A 13,600-nucleotide genomic window follows, 5' to 3' on the forward strand; every position below is an offset into this window, starting at 1 on the left:
GGAGGACCCGTGGAGAGTCTGCGGATGTTCGTCAACGGCCAGGCGATGTCGGGCGGCAGCCTGAACACCGCGCTGAGCGGTGCCCGGTTCGTCGGCCCCGCCGAGACCGCCCCCCGCTACCGGTTCTACTCGGTGCGCGAGGAGTTCCCCGGCCTGTACCCGGCGGCCTCCGCCGGGCTCGCCGGGTACGCCGTGCCCGGCGAGCTGTACGAGGTGAGCTACCGGATCCTGCGCGAGCACCTGCTGCCGAACGAGCCCGAGGAACTGGAGCTGGGCGTGATCGAGCTCTCCGACGGCAGCGGATCGCTGTCCATGCGGATGCGCGACGCGTCGCTGACCCTGCCGGGGGTCGTCGACATCAGCGAGGCCGGCGGCTGGCGGGCCCACCTCGCGCGGAGCGCCCGGTGAGGGCCTCCCTGGTCGTACGCGGCGGCACCGTGGTGGAGGCGGGGTGGTCGGCCCCCGCCGACGTGTTCGTGGCGGACGGCGTCGTCGTCGCCCTGGCCGAGCCGGGCACGCCCGCCCCCCCGGGAGCGGTCGAGATCGACGCGGGCGGCGCGCTGGTGATGCCCGGAGGCGTCGACCCGCACTGCCACGTCGGCTTCACCTCCGGTGACTTCACCTCGCTGGACGACTACGCGCGGTGCACGACGGCGGCGGTGTTCGGCGGCACCACCACGATCGTGGACTTCGCGATCCCGCGCCCCGGCCAGGCACCCGCCGACGTGGCGTACGCGCAGCGGGCCAAGGCGTCGCAGGGGTTGTGCGACAGCGCCCTGCACGCCTGCGTGGTGGAGTGGGACGCCACCGTGCCCGGCCAGCTCGCCGCGCTGGTCGCCGACGGCATGCCCACGGTGAAGATGTTCACCACCTACCGCGGCGAGACCATGGCGAACGAGGACACGATCCTGCGGACCATGACGGTGCTGCGCGACCTGGGCGGCCTGGTGGTGATCCACTGCGAGGCCAACCACATCATCGAGGACACCCAGGAGCGCTGCGCGGCCTCGGGCCGGATCGGCGCCGAGCACATGGCCGCGACCCGGCCCGAACTGGCCGAGACCGCCTCGGTGGCCGAGGTGCTGGCCATCGCCGAGTCGCTGCGCGCCCCGGTCTACTTCGTCCACCAGTCGACCGCGGAGGCGGTGGAACTGGTGGCCGCGGCCAGGCGCCGCGGGGTCGCCGCCTTCACCGAGTCGGTCGCCCACCACCTGGTGCTGGACGACGGCCTCTACGGCGGCCCGGCCCCGGAGCGGTTCGTCTGCTGCCCCCCGCTGCGCCCGCGCGGCGCGGTCGACGCGCTGGCCCGTCACCTGTTCACCGGGGAGATCACCACGATCGGCAGCGACCACTGCTGCTACGACGTGGCGCAGAAGGAGTCGCGCCGCTCCGACGTGCGGGTCATGCCCAACGGGCTGCCCGGCGTGGAGACCAGACTCCCGGTGATCTTCTCCGAGTACGTCGCCGGGGCGGGACTGCCCGCCACCCGGTTCGTCGAGCTGACCGCCACCAACCCGGCCAGGACCAACGGCCTCTATCCCCGCAAGGGCACGCTGATGCCGGGCGCGGACGCCGACATCGCGATCTGGGACCCCTCGGCCCGCTGGACGGTCACCTCCGCCGACCTGCACATGGCGACCGACTACACGCCCTACGAGGGCATGACCCTCACCGGCAGGCCACGGACCGTGCTGGTGGGCGGGCGGGTCGTGGTCCACGACGGCGCCTTGGTCGATCCCGCTCCCCGGGGGCGGCACATCGCGGCCGGACCGATCACCCTGACCCCGGCACTGGGGCGCACGGCTCCGTGACGACGGCCGGAGGGCGTCGCCGCGGGAGCCGCCCGTGCGGGTCGCCGGGGGTGCCGGCGGTCGATGCGGGGATTTGCTCCCCGGTTGGAGATGTGCTCTACTAAGCGGGGAGCGAGTCCCCGTTACGAGTGGAGGTCGGGTGGACGGTGTCGTCACCGCGGACGGTGCCCAGGTCCGGCCTCGTCGTGCGGACGCGCAGCGCAACCGGGCGAGCATCCTGGAGGCCGCGCTGGCGGTGTTGATCGAGGACGGGCCCGACGCCCCCCTCGACAAGATCGCCCGACGGGCCGGGGTGGGCAACGCGACGGTCTACCGGCACTTCCTCGACCGGGACGAGCTCGTCCGCGCCGTGATCCTCGCGGTCGTGGAACGGAACGCGGCGACGGCCGAGGAGCTGCTGGCCACGGAGCCGGACCCGGTCGCGGCCCTGAGGGCGTTCATGCACCGCGGCGCGGACAGCCGGATCAGCGCGATCGGGACGGTGCTGAGCGAGTGGGTGGACAAGGAGGTCCCGAGGTTCGCCGAGGCCAACGACAGGATCCTGGCCGCGCTGCGCCGGATGATCTCCGACGGTCAGCGCCGGGGCCTGCTGCGTCCCGACATCGGTGTCGGTGACGTGTTCCTGGCGCTCTGCCAGCTCACGCGGCCGATGCCGGGCGTCGACGCCCGGCTGTCGTCCCCGTACGCGCATCGACATCTGGACCTGCTGGTCGACGGCCTGTGCACCTCGACCCCCACACCCCTGGTCGAGGCGGTCGACCTCGACCGGCTGCACGCCAGGAGCGGTCACGCCTGACCGGTCGCGCCCGGCCACGACGCCGTGGTCATGCATGATCGATCGGGTCCCGCCACGACGCCGTGGTCGTGCCTGGCCGGGTCCCGCCACGATGTCGTGGTCGTGCCTGGTCGATCGAGTCCGGCCACGACGCCGTGGTCACGCCCGATCGATCGCCTCCGGTCACGTCGTCGACGCCACCTTTGAACGGGCGCGCCCGATCACGTCGTCGACCTCACGTGTGATCGATCACTTCCGGCCACGTCGGAAGCCCGGGAACGTGCCGCGTCCCGGAGGGGGCGACGACGCTCCCTCGCCACCATGCCCGCAGAGCTCGACGGACCCGGCCCGGAGGCCGGACACCCCGTCCCACCCGTGCGATTCCAGGAGATGTCAACGTGTCCACTGCTCCCTCGTCCGCCGAGTCCGTGGCCGGCCCGCCCGTGGCCGCCCCGGCCGTCCCCGGGCCACCGGGCGGGTCCCGCACCTCCCTGGTGCTCGGGATCCTGGTCATGTCGGCCTTCGTCATGATCCTCAACGAGACGATCCTGAGTGTCGCGCTGCGCGACCTGGCCGGGGACCTGAAGGTGCCCACCACCACGGTGCAGTGGCTGACCAGCGGCTTCCTCCTCACGATGGCCGTGGTCATCCCCACCACGGGCTACCTGCTGGTGCGGTTCCAGCCCCGCCAGATCTTCACGGCCGCGATGACCCTGTTCAGCCTCGGCACCCTGCTGGGTGCGCTGGCCCCGGGCTTCGAGGTGCTGATGGCGGCCCGCGTCCTGCAGGCCGCCGGGACCGCCGTGATGATCCCGCTGCTGATGACCACGGTGATGCGCCTGGTCCCGGTGGAGCGCCGGGGCGCGACCATGGGCACCATCACGATCGTGATCGCCGTGGCGCCGGCGATCGGCCCGACCATCGGCGGGGCGGTGCTCGCCGCGCTCGACTGGCGGTGGATGTTCTGGCTGGTACTGCCGCTCGCGGTGGCGGCCCTGGTCCTCGGGACCAGCCTCCTGCGCCTGCCGACGGACACCCGGCGGGTGCCCCTGGACCTGCTCTCGATGCTGCTGTCCGCGGTCGGGTTCAGCGGCGTGCTGTACGGGCTGTCCACGATCGGCGAGTCGGGCGAGAACGGGCCCGTCGTCGCCTGGGCGTCGATCGCCGTCGGGCTCGTGGCGCTGGCGGTGTTCGCGTGGCGCCAGATCAGGCTGCAGCGCGGCGACCGCGCCCTGCTCGACCTGCGCCCGTTCGGGTACCGGGACTTCACCGTCGCCCTCGCGGTCTCCGCGCTGATCTTCATGTGCTTCCTGGGCGCCTCGGCGATGCTGCTCCCGCTGTACCTGCAGACCGTTCTGAAGACCGGCACCTTCGTCAGCGGCCTGGTCCTGCTGCCCGGCGGGCTGGTCCTGGGACTGCTCGGGCGGCCGGTGGGCGCCCTCTACGACCGGGTCGGCGCCCGGCGGCTCGTCATCCCCGGCGCGGCCGCGATCGCGGCGGCCCTGTGGCTGTTCGCCGCCCTCGGGGCGGGCTCGCCGCTGGCCCTGGTCGTCGGCATCCACATGCTGCTGATGGCCGGGCTCGGCCTGATGATCACTCCGCTGATGACCGACTCCCTCGGCGCCCTGCCCAGCCGGTTGTACTCCCACGGCAGCGCGATCCTGTCCACCCTCCAGCAGGTCGCGGGCGCGTTCGGCACCGCCGTGTTCGTCACCATCGCCGCGCACGGCAGCCTCGACCCCTCCGGGCTTCCCGACGCGGGCGGGCTGCGGCTGGCCTTCGCCGCCGCCGGATGCGTGGGCGTGCTGAGCCTGGTCGGCTCCCTGTTCATCCGCGGTTCCCGCGTCCGCGAGCCGTCCGGCCCGCCCGTGGACGTCGCCTGACAGGGCCGGTGCCTCTAGGTCCTGGTGAGCCAGGTGACCTGGGCGCCGTTGTCGAAGGACTCGCGCCGAGTGGGAGTGAACAGGGTGGGACGGAACTCTCCGGAGAACATCGGGATGCCCGCGCCCGCCACCACGGGGTAGCCCTTGACGATGATCTCGTCGATCTCGGGGAGCAGGGAGGCGGCGAGCTTGCCGCCGCCGCAGAGGTAGATGTCCATGCCGGTGTCCTCGGCCTTCAGCCGGCGGACGAGCTCGACCGGGTCGCCGGTCTCCACCTCGACCGCCGGGTCGTCGATCCTCAGCGTGCCGGAGACGACGTACTGGCGCAGGTGGGAGTAGGGGCTGGTGATGGAGGCGGACAGGGCGGGCTCGTAGGTGCCGCGGCCCATCACCAATGTGTCGAAGACCTTGTTGGGCACGTCGTCGAGGCCGATGTGCCTGCGGATGTGGGTGGGGACCGTCTCGGGATAGCGGTCGTTGATCCAGGCGGCCATCTCGTCCGACAGCGGATAGAAGTCGAACTCGGCGCCGGGGCCCGCGATGTAGCCGTCGATCGAGACACCGATGTAGTACACGAGCTTTCGCATATGAACCTGCCTCAGATGTAGTACTCTGCTTGAAGTGGTTTGAACGTAGTACTACATCTGGAGTGGCGTCAAGTGCGGAAGAATCCCGAACGACGGCAGGCGCTGATCGACGCGGCCATCGAGGTGCTGGCCAGGGAGGGGGCCCGGGGGCTGACCTTCCGTGCCGTGGACGCGGAGGCGGCCGTGCCCCCGGGGACGGCCTCCAACTACTTCGCCAACCGCGACGACCTGTTCACCCAGGTCGGCGGGCGCATCTACGAGCGGCTGCTGCCCGACGACGCCACGATCCTCCGCAGCCGGGAGGGTGTGCAGGACGAGGCCCGCTACGCCGAGCTCATGCACGAGCTGCTGGCCCGGGTCTCCGCCTTCGGCTCGGGCTACCTGGCCCTGCTGGAGCTCCGGCTGGAGTCCACCCGGCGCCCCGAGCTGCGCGCCGTGCTGACCAAACGGATCCGCGAGGACATCGACGCCAACATCGGCCACCACGCCGTCTCGGGACTGCCCGGCGACTCGACCTCGGTGGTGCTCCTCTATCTCGCGCTGAACTGGCTCATCCTGGAGCGGCTGACGCTGCCCGGCATCTTCACCGAGGAGGAGACCCGTGAGCTGGTGGACGCCGCGGTGCGGCGGATGATGAGCGCGGACCGGGCCGGGCAGGGCTGAGGGCGGCCGGCGCCGCTCGCCGGCCGGGGTCCGCGCCCCGGCGCCCCGGGGGAGATCGCGGGGTCCGGCTCAGCCCGCCGCGCCGGCGGCCGTGGAGGAGGCGGCCGTGAGGGACGCGGGCGTGAGGGACGTGGGCGTGAAGGACGCGGAGGGTGCGGACGGGGAGGGTGCGGACGGGGAGGGTGCGGACGGGGACGTGGGCGTGGCGGACGCCTCCTCGGGCAGGGGGATCCACCTGTGCGCCCAGGCGACCAGCTCGTCCAGCGCCGGGCGCAGCTCCCGGCCCATCCGGGTCAGGTGGTACTCGACCCGTACCGGTGACGTGGCCAGCACCCGCCGCTCGACGAGCCCGGCCTCCTCCAGCTCGCGCAGGCGCCGGGCCAGCATCGTGTCGTTGATGCCGGGAATGGCCGCCTTGAGGTCGGCGTACCGGTGGGCACCCTTGAAGATCATGTGAATGAGGGCCCCCGACCAGCGGGCGCCGATCAACTCCAGGGCGGTGTGGAAGCGGGCGCAGACGGACGTGAGGCTCACGGGTTCGATGCTAGCATTTGCTAAGGAAAGTTGAGTTACTCAATAATGTTGAGTAACCATCCGGTGAGCATCGTCAGGAGCCGTCATGGACAGGCCCGTTCTGCAGGTCATCGTCGCCAGCACCCGCCCGGGCCGCGTGGCGCGCCCCGTGGCCGACTGGTTCCACGGCAGGGCCGTGGAGTCGGGTGCCTTCCAGGTGGAGCTGATCGACCTGGCCGAGGTCGCGCTGCCGTTCCTGGACGAGCCCAACCACCCCAGGCTCAAGCAGTACGTGAACGCGCACACCAAGGAGTGGAGCGCCACCGTCGAGCGCGGCGACGCCTTCGTGTTCGTGACCCCCGAGTACAACCACAGCTTCACCGCCGTGCTGAAGAACGCCCTGGACTACCTGCACCACGAGTGGCAGCACAAGGCGGCCGGGTTCGTCAGCTACGGCGGCGTCTCCGGAGGCACCCGCGCCGTGAACGGCCTGCGCCAGGTCGTCAGCACGCTGAAGATGGTCCCGGTGCTGGAGGCGGTGAACATCCCGTTCTTCCCGCAGTTCCTCGGCGAGGACGGCACGCTGCACCCCAACGACGTGATGAACACCGCCGCCGACACCATGCTCGCCGAGCTGGCCAAACTCACCGGCGCCCTGCGCACCCTGCGCGAGGGCTGACCCCTCAGCCCTCCCGTACGCGGATCACGGGCAGGTGGGTGACGGGGAAGTTCAGCGAACGGGCGATGAAGCACAGCGCGTGGACGTCTCCGTGCAGCGCGCGGGCCTTCTCCGCCGTCGAGGGGTCGGCGACCGTCACCTCGGGGCGTAGCACGATCTCGGTGAACCGGCCGCCCCCGCCGCTCTCGTCCATCGTCATGACCCCGTGGGCGCGGTCCTGGTACTCGACGACCGTGACTCCACCGGCGGCGCACAGGTGCAGGTACCAGAGCATGTGGCACTGGGAGACGGAGGCCACGAGCAGTTCCTCGGGGTTCCAGCGCGCCGGGTCACCGCGGAAGGCGGGGTCGGAGGAGGCGGCGATCGCGGCCTTGCCGCCCGCCGTCACCTCGTGGTCGCGGCTGAAGGACCGGTAGCCGTCCGTGCCCGACCCCAGGTTCCCCGTCCACCCGACCGTGACGTCATAGGTGTGCGTCGTCGTCATGAGGCGAAGGTAACGCAACGGGGCCGCCGGTGAGGGACACGGCCGGGTGCGGGGCGGGGAGAGCCCCGGCGGTGTCCCGTACGCCGTGCTCGCGTGGGGCGAGGAGCACCCTCCCGCAGAAGGAGCGGGTCAGGAGGCGCGCCGGCCCGTCAGGGCCGCGAGGCCGGCGACCGCCTCGGCCACGGGGGTCTCGCCGGTGGTGAGCTCGACGATGACGTGGTTCAGGGCCGGCTCGTGCAGGGCCGCCTCGATGAACGCCGCCACGTCGTCGCGGGGCACGTCGCCGTACTCGACCGCCTGGCCGGCGCTGACGCGGCCGGTGCCGGGCTCGTCGAGGAGCGTTCCCGGGCGGACGATGAGCCAGTCGAGGCCGGTGCGGGTGAGGTGGACGTCGGCGGTCTTCTTGACCCTCATGTAGTGCTCGAAGCCCTCCACGGGCTCGCGGCCGCGTCCGGCGTCCGGGAACACCGACACGAGCACGAAACGCGGCACCCCGGCGCGGGCGGCCGCCTCGGCGGCCTTCTCCAGCCCCTCGCCGTCGATCGCCGTGGTCTTGTCCATACCGGTGCCGTGGGCCCCGGCCGAGAAGACCACGGCGTCGTGCCCCCGGAGCTTGCGCGCCAGCTCGTCCACGGAGTCCTCGACGAGGTCCCCGGCGAGCGGGGTCGCGCCGGTCGCGCGCACGGTCTCCGCCTGGGCGGGATCGCGGAGCATGCCGGTGACCTCGTCACCGCGGGCGGTGAGCAGGTGGGCGAGCCGGCGGCCCACACCTCCGGCGGCGCCGATCTGGAACACCCTCATGATCTCGACCTTCCTTCGGCGACCGGCCACCCGGGGGCGTCGCCGTCCCGCGCCCCCGCGATGCGGTCCTGCCCGGTCTCTTCCCCGAATGCCGCCGCAGGTCACCGCCGGTGACGCGGGACCTCGGGAAGGTAGCGCACTCCGCTCCGCCGCCGGAGGACTCCGCGGTCGTCGCCGAACCCGGGTGACTCGGGACCTCGGGAAGGCACCGCGCTCCGCTCGGCCGGTGGCGCGGGACGGTCCGGCGAGAGGCCCGGGACCCGGCCGGTGCGGGGGAGGCGGGGCCGTCCGGCGAAGGGACGCGGACCCGCCTCAGCCGGTGGCGTGCTCCCAGGAGGGGTCGCGGTAGAGCACGACCGTGGTGCCGCGGAGCAGCTCGTTCGGGGCGGAGAGCAGCACGAGCTCGCCCCTGGCCTCCAGGCCGCGCAGCACGTCGCGGACCCGTGGCCCGACCGGGAGGCGTCCCGTCGGCAGGCCGAGGGTGTCGCGTACCAGTTCGGCGACCTGGGAGAGCCGGAACGGCTCGGTGAAACGGGCGATCAGCCCGCGCACGAGCTCATCGGTGATCACGGTCTGGGCCTGCAGGTGGGCGAGCTGCCAGGTCAGCTGGACCCCGCGCCGGCCGGTCCCGGCGCAGGACGTGCACGGCTGGGAGAAGCCGGGCACGATGTCCTCGACGGTGCCGCCCAGGCAGGTGGTGCACCGGCCGGTCTCCGAGGCGTGCAGTTCGGCGGCGGCCCGGTCGGCCAGCCGCGTGCCGCACGGGCACCGGTAGACCCGGAACCCGCCGCGCACCACGGCGAGGTCGTCGGCGTCGTCGGGGACCTCTTCCCAGAGGCTGGTGATCGTGTGCTCTCTCATGGTCGTGCGACTCTACCCATTTCGGACGTCTTCAGTACGGCGGACGCGAAGCCCGCCGTGCTTCCGGTACGAACCCCGCCGTGCTCCGGGTGCGGGGCCCGGTCCGCTCCGGCCATGAGCCCGCCGCCTTCGGACACGAAGCCCGGTCCGCTCCGGGTCACGAGGCGAGCCGTCTCCCGGCACGAAGCCCGGCCTGCCCGGCCTGCCCGGCCTGCCCGGCCTGTCGCGGGGCTCGCCGGCTCAGGCCGGGGCGAAGGGGACGAGCCGCATCGGGGTGCTCCACAGCCACTCCTCGGTGATGTAGGTGGAGGTGAGCAGCGACATCAGGCCCAGGGCGCGTTCGGTCGGGGTGGAGGGGTGGGCCCCGCAGTCGCCGAAGCGGCACATCCACAGCTCCACGATGCTGTCGTCGGAGAGCTGCTCGTGCACCGAGGGCCGCCCGGTGTGGAAGCCGTCCCGCCAGATGTCGACCGACGGGCTGGCGAACGGGAAGGACCCGGCCAGCACCCCGCCGCCCGAGGTGACCGCCCGCCCGACCGCGTCGTGCACCGGCAGGATGCCGTCGGACTGGAAGAGCACCACCCCGCCACCCGGGGGACTGGCCACCCGCAGGGTCTCCACCGGGGCGTCCTGCTCGGCGCGCCACAGCTCGGCGAGCTCCATCGGCGGGTACAGCTCCGGCGCGACCCCCAGGCGGCGGACGACCTCCTCCTCGCTCACCTCGCCGACGAAGGCCACGCAGAGCCCCTCGTTGTAGTCCTCGTACGAGAACATCATCGCGTCGACGGTGTCCTGGAGATCGCGCAGCCGGGGGCTGACCCCCGGGGCGCCGGGCAGGCCGGCGAACAGGCCGGCCATCTCGGTGAGGAGCGCCTGGCCGCCGGGGGAGCGGCCCGCGATGCACCGCCGCCAGGGGTCGGCCCCCGCGGCGAGCAGGACGCTCGCGGCGTCGTCCCAGCCGTGGCGCACGGCCTCCCAGAGCGGGGTGGCGCCGTCGGGGTCGACGGGATCCACGTGCGCGCCCGAGGCCAGCAGCAGCTCGATCACCTGGACGGCGCCCTCCTTGGCCGCCTGGTGCATGGGCGTCGTGCCCAGCCACGGCAGCCGGCGGCCCGGGTCGAAACCGCGCGCCAGCCGCAGGCGGATCTGCGTCAGGTTGGTGTCACGCCAGGCGCCGGCGTCGTCGGCCCACTCGTCGTCGCTCATGTTCACCCCGTTTCCTCGTGCTGAGCGGATTCAACCAGCCCCGTACGACGGTTTTCGGCCAGCGTCCTGCGGGAGAGGCCGTCGGCGGCGCGGGTGGTCTCCGGCAGGCGGTGGCGGGGGGTCAGGTTCAGCACGTTGTGGCAGGCGGTGTCGAGGTCGACGCGGTGCCCCACCGAGACGAAGACGGGTTTGACCCCGTCCCTGGTGCGGAGCACGCGGCCGACGACGTCGCCGTCCAGCGTCAGGTCCGTCCAGGAGCCGCGGGCGGCCGCGGGGTCGGTGTGGACGCCGACGAAGGCGGTCTTGCCGACCCCGATGGTGGGCAGGCCGGTGAGCACGCCGAGGTGGCAGGCCAGGCCGAAACGGCGCGGGTGCGCCAGGCCGTACCCGTCGCAGACGACCAGGTCGGGGGCGGCCGACAGCCGGCCGAGGGCCTCCAGCAGGGAGGGCACCTCGCGGAAGGCGAGCAGCCCCGGGACGTAGTCGAAGGTCGTCCTCCCGCTGACGGCGACCTCCTCGACGATCTCCAGCGTCGTGCCGTCCAGTACGCTGACCGCGGCCGCGAGCCGGTCCCCGTCGTAGGCGACGTCCACCCCCGCCACCCTGGCCGGGGTCATGGGACCGGGACCGACCAGGTCGAGCAGGGGTCTCAGCTCGGCCTGGACGGCCTCGGCCTCCCTCACGCTGCGCGGCATTTGTCCTCTCATGACTTAATGATCGCTACTTTTAGCTTATGACGTCTTATTTTGGGACTGTCCGGCGGATCTTCCGGTGGCCGGTCAAGTCGTTGCGGGGCGAGGAACTCCGCGAGGGCGGCTTCGACGGACGGGGACTGATCGGCGACCGCGCCTACGCGCTCGTCGACGAGCGGGAGAGCCACGCGGGCAAGGTTCTGACCGTACGGCACCGTGCGGAGATGCTCCACTGGCGCGCCGCGTACGCGAACGGCCCCGGCCCCTCCGGAGGAGGAAACGCCCTTCCCGGGAGGGAAGGGGCGCCGACGCTGACCGCGCCGGACGGGACCGTCTGGACGTGGGAGGACCCCGGCCTGACGGACGCGCTGGCGGGGTCGCTGGACACACCCCTGAGCCTGCGCGCCGCCGACGGGCAGCACGACCGCGCCCTGACCGTGCTGGTCACCTTCGAGGCGTCCCTGGCCGCGCTGGGCGAGGAACTCGGCACGCCGGTGGAGGTGGAGAGATTCCGGCCCAACCTGCACCTCGGCCTCGACGCCCCGGCCTTCGCGGAGGAGGACTGGGGAATCGGCACCACGCTCTCGGCCGGGGAGGCCGAGCTCACGGTCGCCGGCGAGCGCGCGGGCCCCTGCGTCAGGTGCGTCGTGCCGAGCTGGGACCCGGCGGGCCGCGAGCGCCGGCCGGAGCTGCAGAAGTGGCTGATCGCCGAGCACCGCAACAGGTTCGGCGTGATCATGCGGGTCACCCGCCCCGGCGTCGTCCGCCTCGGGGACGGCGCCACGGCCGTCCCCGGTACCCCCGCGGACCGGTGATCGCGAAGCCCGGCCGCGGGGGAGCCGGACGCATGACCGTGCCCGAGGCGGTCCGGGCCGAACCCCTCGGGCTGCCGGGCGGCGCGACGTACCGGTTCCGGCACCGCGAGCCGCGGGACTTCCCGGCCGCGCCCGGCGGCGCCGACGACAGGTGAGCGGAGAACACGGAGGATCGGGTTAGGGTGCCCCGGGAAGGTCCCCGGATTCGGAAGAGGTGCGGCATGTCGGTGCTCGTGGCGTTCAGCGTGACCCCGATCGGGACGGGGGAGGACGTCGGGGAGCTGGTCTCCGAGGCGGTGCGCGTCGTGCGCGCCTCCGGTCTGCCGAACAGGACCGACGCCATGTTCACCACGATCGAGGGCGAGGACTGGGACGAGGTCATGGCCGTCGTCAGGGACGCGGTCGCGGCCGTGGAGGCCCGTGCCGGGCGGGTCAGCCTCGTCCTCAAGGCCGACATCCGCGCAGGGACGGCCGGACGGCTGGAGGCCAAGGTGGCCACCGTCGAACGCCACCTCGCCGGATGACGGCCAGGCGCCGGGTCTCGCCGAGAGCGTAACGGGAACACCCCACCGGACGGGATCGTTCAGCAGGAACGGACGATTCAGGAGCGTGGCGGCATGACGGGTGGCAGGACGAGCGGCGGATCGATCGGGCGTCTCCTCGCGGGCGGGGCGGCCTTGGCCGCCGCCGGGTGGGTGCTGAAGGACATCCCGGCCGAGCTCGGCGGCAGGCCCGAGGGTGAGCGCCTGGAGCGGATGCGCCGCTCGCCGCAGTTCCACGACGGCGTCTTCCGCAACTCCACGCCCGGCACCTTCGTGCCCTCCCCGCAGAGCGCGCGCCAGGTCTTCTGGAACATGTTCCTCAACCGCGCCGAGCGCCGCCCGGCGGCGCCGATCCCGGTGGTGACCACCCCGGCCGGAGGGCCGTCCGCCACCGGGCTGAGCGTCATCTGGTACGGCCACGCCACCGCGCTGCTGGAGATCGAGGGCCGCCGGGTGCTCCTGGACCCGGTGTGGAGCCGCAGGGCCTCGCCCTCCCAGCTGGTGGGCCCGCGCCGCCTGCACCCGGTGCCGACCTCGCTGGCCGGCCTCCCGCCGCTCGACGCGATCGTGATCTCGCACGACCACTACGACCACCTCGACCGCGCCACGGTCCGCCGCCTCACCGCCCTGCAGACCGCGCCGTTCCTGGTGCCGCTGGGGATCGGCGCCCATCTGGAGCGCTGGGGCGTGCCCGCCTCGCGGATCGTCGAGCTCGACTGGCAGGAGGAGGCCACCGTCGCGGGCCTGCGGTTCGTCGCCACCGCCGCCCGGCACTTCTCCGGCCGCACCCTCGACCGCAACGTCACCCTGTGGGGCTCCTGGGTGATCGCGGGAAGCGACAAGCGGGTCTTCTACGCGGGCGACTCCGGATACTTCGACGGCTACGCGGGCATCGGGGCCGCGCACGGCCCGTTCGATCTCACGCTGATACCGATCGGCGCCTACAACGCCGCCTGGCCCGACATCCACATGGACCCCGAGGAGGCGGTCAACGCCCACCTCGACCTGGGCGGCAGACTGCTCCTGCCGGTCCACTGGGCGACCTTCACCCTCGCCGCCCACCCCTGGGCCGAGCCGGTCGACCGGCTGTGGCACGAGGCCAAGGCCCGGGGCGTCCGCATCGCCGTCCCCCGGCCCGGCGAGCGCGTCGACACCGTCGACGTGCCCATGCTGGAGAGCTGGTGGGAGCTGCTGCACGGCGGCGGGGCGGGCAGGGGCTCCCTCCCGGTCAGGGAGCCCGGGAAGCCCGGGGACCCGGGGCCGGAGTCCCCCTCCCCGAGACTCTGAC

General features: G+C 73.0%; 17 protein-coding genes. 10 read left to right on the top strand and 7 right to left on the bottom strand.

Annotation, left to right across the window (positions count from 1 at the left end; genetic code table 11):
• Nucleotides 1-9 precede the first annotated feature (9 nt).
• The 4 genes from ACLQ2R_RS16340 to ACLQ2R_RS16355 all read left to right on the top strand — a co-directional run bounded on the left by ACLQ2R_RS16340 (nt 10) and on the right by ACLQ2R_RS16355 (nt 4,469).
• Nucleotides 10-408, top strand: a complete 399-nt coding sequence (locus tag ACLQ2R_RS16340) for an allophanate hydrolase-related protein (RefSeq protein ID WP_425960367.1) — start codon at nt 10-12, stop codon at nt 406-408.
• The gene (hydA, locus tag ACLQ2R_RS16345; protein WP_425960369.1) at nt 405-1,811 is read left to right on the top strand and encodes a dihydropyrimidinase; all 1,407 of its coding nucleotides are present in this window, start codon (nt 405-407) and stop codon (nt 1,809-1,811) included. The genes ACLQ2R_RS16340 and hydA overlap by 4 nt, the downstream gene beginning before the upstream one ends.
• Before the next feature lie 139 nt (nt 1,812-1,950).
• On the top strand, nt 1,951-2,607 hold the full coding sequence (locus ACLQ2R_RS16350) for a TetR/AcrR family transcriptional regulator (protein WP_425960371.1): 657 nt from the start codon (nt 1,951-1,953) through the stop codon (nt 2,605-2,607).
• Nucleotides 2,608-2,984: 377 nt separating this feature from the next.
• Nucleotides 2,985-4,469, top strand: a complete 1,485-nt coding sequence (locus ACLQ2R_RS16355) for a DHA2 family efflux MFS transporter permease subunit (RefSeq protein ID WP_425960373.1) — start codon at nt 2,985-2,987, stop codon at nt 4,467-4,469.
• Nucleotides 4,470-4,483: 14 nt separating this feature from the next.
• Here the strand turns inward: ACLQ2R_RS16355 and ACLQ2R_RS16360 are convergent, their stop codons facing one another.
• Nucleotides 4,484-5,056 (bottom strand): dihydrofolate reductase family protein, encoded by a 573-nt coding sequence (locus ACLQ2R_RS16360; protein ID WP_425960375.1) that lies wholly within the window; start codon nt 5,054-5,056, stop codon nt 4,484-4,486.
• A 72-nt stretch (nt 5,057-5,128) separates the two neighbouring features.
• On the opposite strand from ACLQ2R_RS16360, the gene ACLQ2R_RS16365 reads away from it, so the two are divergent.
• Entirely contained in the window at nt 5,129-5,719 is a 591-nt protein-coding gene (locus ACLQ2R_RS16365) for a TetR/AcrR family transcriptional regulator (protein ID WP_425960377.1), read from the top strand.
• Nucleotides 5,720-5,788: 69 nt separating this feature from the next.
• On the opposite strand, the gene ACLQ2R_RS16370 is transcribed toward ACLQ2R_RS16365, so the two are convergent.
• On the bottom strand, nt 5,789-6,253 hold the full coding sequence (locus tag ACLQ2R_RS16370) for a winged helix-turn-helix transcriptional regulator (protein WP_425960379.1): 465 nt from the start codon (nt 6,251-6,253) through the stop codon (nt 5,789-5,791).
• Between the two features lie 85 nt (nt 6,254-6,338).
• Here ACLQ2R_RS16370 and ACLQ2R_RS16375 point away from each other — a divergent pair, with 85 nt between their 5' ends.
• Nucleotides 6,339-6,911: an NADPH-dependent FMN reductase gene (locus ACLQ2R_RS16375; RefSeq protein WP_425960381.1), complete on the top strand. Its 573-nt coding sequence runs from the start codon at nt 6,339-6,341 to the stop codon at nt 6,909-6,911.
• A 4-nt stretch (nt 6,912-6,915) separates the two neighbouring features.
• On the opposite strand, the gene ACLQ2R_RS16380 is transcribed toward ACLQ2R_RS16375, so the two are convergent.
• The 5 genes from ACLQ2R_RS16380 to ACLQ2R_RS16400 all read right to left on the bottom strand — a co-directional run bounded on the left by ACLQ2R_RS16380 (nt 6,916) and on the right by ACLQ2R_RS16400 (nt 10,970).
• On the bottom strand, nt 6,916-7,395 hold the full coding sequence (locus ACLQ2R_RS16380; RefSeq protein ID WP_425960383.1) for an OsmC family protein: 480 nt from the start codon (nt 7,393-7,395) through the stop codon (nt 6,916-6,918).
• 129 nt (nt 7,396-7,524) lie between these two features.
• Nucleotides 7,525-8,196 carry an SDR family oxidoreductase gene (locus ACLQ2R_RS16385; protein WP_425960385.1) on the bottom strand — a complete coding sequence of 224 codons (672 nt, stop codon included), beginning with the start codon at nt 8,194-8,196 and terminating at the stop codon, nt 7,525-7,527.
• 312 nt (nt 8,197-8,508) lie between these two features.
• Nucleotides 8,509-9,057, bottom strand: a complete 549-nt coding sequence (locus ACLQ2R_RS16390; protein ID WP_425960387.1) for a hypothetical protein — start codon at nt 9,055-9,057, stop codon at nt 8,509-8,511.
• Nucleotides 9,058-9,297: 240 nt separating this feature from the next.
• Nucleotides 9,298-10,263, bottom strand: coding sequence for an ankyrin repeat domain-containing protein (locus ACLQ2R_RS16395; RefSeq protein ID WP_425960389.1), 966 nt, complete (start codon nt 10,261-10,263; stop codon nt 9,298-9,300).
• A 2-nt stretch (nt 10,264-10,265) separates the two neighbouring features.
• Nucleotides 10,266-10,970: an endonuclease V gene (locus ACLQ2R_RS16400; protein ID WP_425960391.1), complete on the bottom strand. Its 705-nt coding sequence runs from the start codon at nt 10,968-10,970 to the stop codon at nt 10,266-10,268.
• Between the two features lie 26 nt (nt 10,971-10,996).
• Here ACLQ2R_RS16400 and ACLQ2R_RS16405 point away from each other — a divergent pair, with 26 nt between their 5' ends.
• From ACLQ2R_RS16405 to ACLQ2R_RS16420, 4 genes are all read left to right on the top strand, one after another.
• On the top strand, nt 10,997-11,770 hold the full coding sequence (locus ACLQ2R_RS16405; protein WP_425960393.1) for an MOSC domain-containing protein: 774 nt from the start codon (nt 10,997-10,999) through the stop codon (nt 11,768-11,770).
• Nucleotides 11,771-11,802: 32 nt separating this feature from the next.
• On the top strand, nt 11,803-11,925 hold the full coding sequence (locus ACLQ2R_RS16410; RefSeq protein ID WP_425960395.1) for a hypothetical protein: 123 nt from the start codon (nt 11,803-11,805) through the stop codon (nt 11,923-11,925).
• Nucleotides 11,926-11,991: 66 nt separating this feature from the next.
• Complete coding sequence (locus ACLQ2R_RS16415; protein ID WP_425960396.1) at nt 11,992-12,294, top strand: thiamine-binding protein; 303 nt, start codon at nt 11,992-11,994, stop codon at nt 12,292-12,294.
• A gap of 93 nt (nt 12,295-12,387) precedes the next feature.
• Nucleotides 12,388-13,599, top strand: a complete 1,212-nt coding sequence (locus ACLQ2R_RS16420) for an MBL fold metallo-hydrolase (protein WP_425960398.1) — start codon at nt 12,388-12,390, stop codon at nt 13,597-13,599.
• The last annotated feature ends 1 nt before the right edge of the window (nt 13,600 follow it).

This window comes from Streptosporangium sp. DT93 (assembly GCF_049844535.1).
Taxonomy (GTDB): Bacteria; Actinomycetota; Actinomycetes; order Streptosporangiales; family Streptosporangiaceae; genus Streptosporangium.